This is a genomic window from Streptomyces sp. NPDC033229 (assembly GCF_055576875.1).
Map to the genome: position 1 here is coordinate 1 of NZ_JBVIQR010000119.1, position 5,937 is coordinate 5,937.

A 5,937-nucleotide genomic window follows, 5' to 3' on the forward strand; every position below is an offset into this window, starting at 1 on the left:
GTGCAGACGTCGCAATCCACACCGAACCCAGAAGGCCCTCACCTGTTCAAGCACCCAGCACGCGTGTCACCAACGTCCCGGGACAACACACCTAGGGCCCCTCGGACGCTGTGCCCAGCAGTCCGAGCTCGGAGTTGAGATTCCGTCGTGCGACCGGCTCCCAGTGTTCGTGCCCGTACGGAGTGCGGAACAGCCGTGGCAGCTCCAGCAGCTGTCGCAGCACCGCGGCGCGGCCCTCGCGGAAGGCGTCGTCGGGCACGAATCCGTACTCCTCGCGGACGGCCGCCGCGTAGGCCGCGTAGTCCTCCGGCGACCCCGCCAGGACGGCGAGATCCGCGTCGCACAGCACCTCGCCGTTCCAGTCGCCGGGGGCCGGGTCGTGGCCGACGGTGAGCCGCACGAGCCGGGCGACCTCCGCCGTGCGGGCCTGGTCGATGCCCAGTTCGGGCAGCGCGCGCTCGGCGAGACGAGCGCTGCGCTCCTCGTTCTCCGAGCGGTCGGGGCGGTAGACGGCGTCATGGAACCAGGCGGCGAAGCGGACGGCGTCGGCGTCGTCGGCGTGCTCGGCCAGCTCGTCGACGCGGTCGAGGACCGCCAGCAGGTGGTCGACCGTGTGATAGCGGCGCTGCGGTTCGGCCCAGCGCGCGAGGAGATCGTCGGCGTACGGGTCGGGGTCGGGGTGGGCCACGTGCGGGACCGCCGTGTGCGGGCCCACCGCGGCGCGGGCTCTCGCCACGGTCTGACGCCAGCGGATGCGCAGCGCGGGGCCGGACGGGTGTACGGGCGTAGCTGACATAGGCCAATTGTGGAGCACGGCTTTCGACGTGCACGGCGGATATGGCAGGCTGTCCTACATGTCTAGACCAATTCTTGAGGTGATCGCGCTCGACGTCGAGGACGCGGTGGCGGCGCAGGCCGGAGGGGCGGACCGCCTCGAACTGGTCAGTGACATGGCCGCCGACGGCCTCACGCCCGCCCTCGAGACCTTCGCGGCGGTACGGGCCGCCGTCGACATCCCCGTGCGCGTCATGCTGCGGGCCACCGACGGTTTCTCGGCGGGTGGCGCCGCGGCGCTCGACGCGCTGTGCGACGACGCCAGGGCGTTGGCCGCCGAAGGCGCGGACGAGTTCGTGCTCGGCTTCCTGACCGACGACGGCCGGGCCGACCTGCCGTCCGTCGCCCGCCTCGCCGAGGCCGTCGGCCCCCGCGCCCGGTGGACGTTCCACCGGGCCATCGACCGGGCCGCCGACCGCGACGCCGTGCGCAAGCAGCTCGCCGACCAGCCCGGTCTGGACACCTACCTCACCGCGGGCTCCGCGTCGGGCGTCGACGACGGTCTCGCGACGCTCGTCGCGGAAGCGGCACGCGGGGACGAGCCGGGGTACGAGCCGCGGATCCTCGTGGGCGGCGGGCTCCAGTTGAAGCATGTGCCGGTGCTGCTCGGAGCCGGGATTTCCGCGTTCCATATTGGCGGGGCGGCTCGCCCTGCGGGGTGGGCTGCGCCGGTTTCCGCGGCTGCGGTTGCGGTTTGGCGGGGGGCCCTCGGAGGCTGAGGCTGTTTGCCGGGTGCCCCGCCGTTTCCCGCCGCGCGGGGCGTCCTCAATCGCTGGACGGGCTTGAAGTGGTGCGGTGTCGGGCCTCCGCGGGCCTCCGACCCGCCACCTTCCGTGCTGCGGGCCGGGACGTCGTGGTTGCCGCCAGTGCCAGTACCGCCAGGGCCAGGGCCGTTGAGACCAGGGGGAACCAGCGCTCGCCCAGCAGGGTCATCGCCAGGCTGCCCGTGCCGCCGCCCGCGGCCATGCCCAGATAGAGGGCGCTGCTGTTGAGCGAGATCAGCAGGGGGGCGTGGGCCGGGCTGAGGGAGACCAGTCGGTGGGGCTGGGCGACGGAGAAGGCCCAGCCCGCGAGCGGGGAGACCGCGGCATAGATCAGGGCTCCCACCATGGTCAGGCCGAGCCAGGGCAGGGCGGCGAAGGCGAGTGCCGCCACGGAGCTGGTGACGAGCAGAACGGCCCGGATGCCCCAGTGGTCCACCGCGCGGCCACCGAGCCAACTGCCCGCGACCGACGCGACACCCGTGACCAGCAGGATCAGGCTGAGCCGGCCCGCCTCGTCGCCGGTCGCCGGGCGCATCGCGATGGCCAGGTAGATGTAGACGGCCTGGAAGGCGACGAAGAAGACGAAGGTCGTCGCCACGGCGGCCACGATCCGCCCCTCGCGCAGCGGCGCCAGCCGCTCGCGCAGGCCCACGGCCGGGGCCGGAGCGGGGAGTTCGCGCAGGAAGACGGCCAGGCCCAGCAGGGCCGCGGCCCCGAGTGCGACGACCAGCCACATCGTGAGCCGCCAGTCGGCGCGGCCGACGTACGTGCCGAGCGGTACGCCCAAAGCCGTGGCGACGGTCATCCCGCCGAGCACGGTCGCGATCGCCCGGCCGCGCCGCTCCGGCGGTACGAGCGCGGTGGCGACGGCGTTGGCGGTGGGGGTGTAGAGCGCGGCTCCGGCCGCGGCGAGCACCCGGGTGGCCAGCAGGGCCTGGTAATCGGGGGCGAGTGCGCTGAGCGCGTTGGCCGCGGTGAAGACCGCGAGGGCGGTGAGCAGCAGTCGGCGGCGGCGCCAGCGGGCGGTGAGCGTCGCGAGCACGGGCGCCAGCAGGGCGTAGGCGAGCGCGAAGACGGACACCATCTGGCCGGCGGCCGCCACGGAGACGTCGAGGTCGTCGGCGACCCGGCCGAGGATTCCGGCCATGACCATCGTGTCGGTGCCGACGGCGAACGTGCCGAGAGCGAGCAGGAGTAGGCGGAGGCGCACGGGGTCCCTTCCCATGATCATAGTTTGATGCTCGTCAAACAATAGGGAAGGGTGGATGATTGTCAAACAATTCCGGGTGGGGTGCGAAGGAGAAGAACGTGGTGGACGAGTGGCTTCCGCAGCCTGCGACCGACGAGATCGAGCTGGTCAAGGTCATGCACGCACTGGGTGACCCGGTGCGGATGCAGCTGTTGTCGGTTTTTCTGGACGGCAAGGAGCACGGCTGCGACCTGAGCGGCCTCGGGCTCGACCACTTGCACAAGTCGACCGTCTCGCACCACATGCGGGTGCTGCGCGAAGCGGGTGTGACCGCCACGCGCGTGGCCGGCCGCAACCGCCTCGTACAGCTCCGCAAGGCCGACCTCGACACGAGGTTCCCCGGCCTCACGGACGCGCTGATGACAGCGATGGGGCGGTAGGCCACGGTTTTTTCCCCACCCACCCACGGGAGGGGGCGGGTCGGAGCGGGTGCTGTGCCAGGCGTAAAGCGAAGCAGCCTGGCACAGCACCCGCGAAGGCCCGACACCGCACCTGGACCGCCCCGCGCAGCGGCACCGCTCCGCGCAGCGGGACGCGGCGGGGCACCTGCAGAACAACCGAAGGCCCGCGCGGCGGCACCGCTCCGCGCAGCGGGACGCGGCGGGGCACCTGCCGAACAACCGAAGGCCCGCGCGGCGGCACCGCTCCGCGCAGCGGGACGCGGCGGGGCACCTGCCGAACAACCGAAGGCCCGCGCAGCGGCACCGCTCCGCGCAGCGGGACACGGCGCCGCACCCGGGAGACCGGAACGGTCCCGCGCAGCGGGCCGTTACCCCAACTGCTCCGGCAGCGGCGCCGCGTGCACCACCGTCAGCCCCGACACCGCCCGTGTCAGGGCCACGTACAGCCGACGCAGCCCCGTCCGTTCGTCCGGCTCGCCGGACACGACGGCGCTCGGTTCGTCCAGGACCACGTAGTCGTACTCCAGGCCCTTGGCCAGCGTGGCCGGGACGAGGGTGAGGCGGGCGTCGGCGGAGGTCTCCTCGCCGGGGGAGAGGAACGGCAGGCCCGCCGCCGTCAGCGCGTCCGCCAGTGCGGGGATCCGCGCGTCGGCCGCGATCAGCCCGATCGACCCCTCCTTGGCGAGAGCCGACACGCAGGCGGCCAGCACCGCCGCGTCGAGGTCCGACGGCTCCACCTCCCGTACCGCGAAGTCGCCCGCCGCCTCACGGACCGAGGTCGCCTCGGCCAGGCCGGGGGCGATGGTGGGCAGCAGCCGGGAGGCGTACGCGATGACCTCGCGCGGCACGCGGAACCCCATCGTGAGCTCCTCCACCGTGGCCTCCGGCTTGCCGAGGTGGGTCAGGGCCTCCGGCCAACTGCCGGTCGCCCAGGGAGTCGTGCCCTGGGCGAGGTCGCCGAGGATCGTCGCCGAGCCGGTCGTGCAGCGGCGGCCCACCGCGCGGTACTGCATGGGGGACAGGTCCTGCGCCTCGTCCAGGACGACATGGCCGAGCGAGGGCGTGCGGGCGACGAGGTCCGCCGCCTCGTCGACGAGCACCGCGTCGGCCGCCGACCACTTGGCGGACTTCACGCCGCGGGCCGGCTTGTCCCAGAGGATCTCCGCCTGCTCCTCGGCATCCAGGATCCCCTCCGCGTGCTCCGCCAGGAACTCCGCATCGGACAGCAGCCGCAGGACCAGCTTCGCCGGATCCACCTGCGGCCAGATCGCCTTGACCGCCGACTTCACGGCCGTGTTGCGCGCCACCGCGTCCTGCACCCGGTCGTCGGGGGCCTCGCCGGCCTCCTCCATCCGTACGAGCACGGCGTGCGCGATGCGCTGCGGGAGCGCCTCGCGGGCCGCGCCGTAGCGGATGTCGCGGGACAGCAGCTCGCGGACCATCTCCTCGACCTCGTACGCCGGGACGCGCCAGCGCCGCGAGCCGCGCACGACGACCACCGGGTCCACCGGCATCGTCACCCCCGACCGCACCGCGCGCCGCAGCACCTCCGCCATGCGGGCGTCGCCCTTGATGCGGGCGGCGGCGGCGGTGTCCGTGCCGCGCACCTCCACATGGGCGACGAGGTCGTCGACGGTGGCCTGGGCGACGTTCAACTCGCCGAGGGCGGGGAGGACTTGCTCGATGTACTGGAGGAAGGACCGGTTCGGGCCGATGACGAGCGTGCCGGTGCGGGCGAGCCGCTCGCGGTGGGCGTACAGCAGATAGGCGACACGGTGCAGGCCGACGGCGGTCTTGCCGGTGCCGGGGGCGCCCTGGACGCACACCGAGCCGCCGATCCCGGCGCGCACGATCTCGTCCTGCTCCGGCTGGATCGTGGCCACGATGTCCCGCATGGGGCCGACGCGCGGCCGCTCGATCTCGCTCTGGAGGAGCCGGCTGGCCTGCTCCTCACCGGCGGCGTCGGTCAGGTCCTCGTCCTCGTATGCCGTCAACTCGCCGCCCGTGTAGCCGAAGCGGCGGCGCAGCCGCACGTCCATCGGCTGCTTCTTGGACGCCCGGTAGAAGGGCTGGGAGACGGGCGCGCGCCAGTCGATGACCATCGGGTCGCCGTCCGCGTCGTGCACGTGCCGACGGCCGATGTAGAACTGTTCTCCTTCGGCACCCTCGGCCTGTTCGGCGCCCGGGGCGTGCAGATAGTCCAGGCGTCCGAAGAACAGCGGGGTGTGTGCCAGGTCGGCGAGGGCGGTGATGCGGTCCTCGATCTGCCGTTGCAGCACGGCGGCGTTGACCCAGTTCGCGGTCACGTCCTTGATGTCGAGGGACTCCACGTCGGCGCGCATGGCGCGCAGCGCGGACCGGGAGGAGGAGAGGTGGGCGCGCTCGCGCTCGAGCGGGTCATGGGCGGCGTGCGGGACGGGCGCGGACACGGCGGTGCCTCCGGGGGTGCGGCAGGGGTGAGCGGGAGGCCGGCCGGTTTCCGTCCGGCCGGCGGCGCTCCCAGGACTCGGGAGGCGGCAGGACGGGCGATTGTAGTCAGCACGGAATCGGGGCGCGAATGATTTTCCGAGCCTTCTCAGGGTCGCCGTCCTCCTCCCCTAGACGAGTCATTCCGAATGCTGACGGTGTGTCCGGGAACGCAGACAGGGCGTCCAAGATCGTTGTGTGACGAACAACCTGGACGCCCTGC

The 5,937-nt window shown here is 72.9% G+C and carries 5 protein-coding genes; 2 read left to right on the forward strand and 3 right to left on the reverse strand.

Translation table 11 applies throughout. The features are described from left to right. Nucleotides 1-91 precede the first annotated feature (91 nt). Complete coding sequence (locus tag ACZ53N_RS36070; protein ID WP_469144952.1) at nt 92-796, reverse strand: HD domain-containing protein; 705 nt, start codon at nt 794-796, stop codon at nt 92-94. 58 nt (nt 797-854) lie between these two features. Between ACZ53N_RS36070 and ACZ53N_RS36075 the strand changes: the two genes are divergently transcribed. Further along, complete coding sequence (locus ACZ53N_RS36075) at nt 855-1,553, forward strand: copper homeostasis protein CutC (protein WP_469144953.1); 699 nt, start codon at nt 855-857, stop codon at nt 1,551-1,553. 46 nt (nt 1,554-1,599) lie between these two features. Here ACZ53N_RS36075 and ACZ53N_RS36080 read toward each other — a convergent pair whose 3' ends face one another. Next, entirely contained in the window at nt 1,600-2,823 is a 1,224-nt protein-coding gene (locus ACZ53N_RS36080) for an MFS transporter (RefSeq protein ID WP_469144954.1), read from the reverse strand. Nucleotides 2,824-2,867: 44 nt separating this feature from the next. Between ACZ53N_RS36080 and ACZ53N_RS36085 the strand changes: the two genes are divergently transcribed. After that, the gene (locus ACZ53N_RS36085) at nt 2,868-3,227 is read left to right on the forward strand and encodes an ArsR/SmtB family transcription factor (protein ID WP_469144955.1); all 360 of its coding nucleotides are present in this window, start codon (nt 2,868-2,870) and stop codon (nt 3,225-3,227) included. A gap of 389 nt (nt 3,228-3,616) precedes the next feature. Here ACZ53N_RS36085 and ACZ53N_RS36090 read toward each other — a convergent pair whose 3' ends face one another. Next, complete coding sequence (locus ACZ53N_RS36090; RefSeq protein WP_469144956.1) at nt 3,617-5,677, reverse strand: HelD family protein; 2,061 nt, start codon at nt 5,675-5,677, stop codon at nt 3,617-3,619. Nucleotides 5,678-5,937 lie beyond the last annotated feature (260 nt).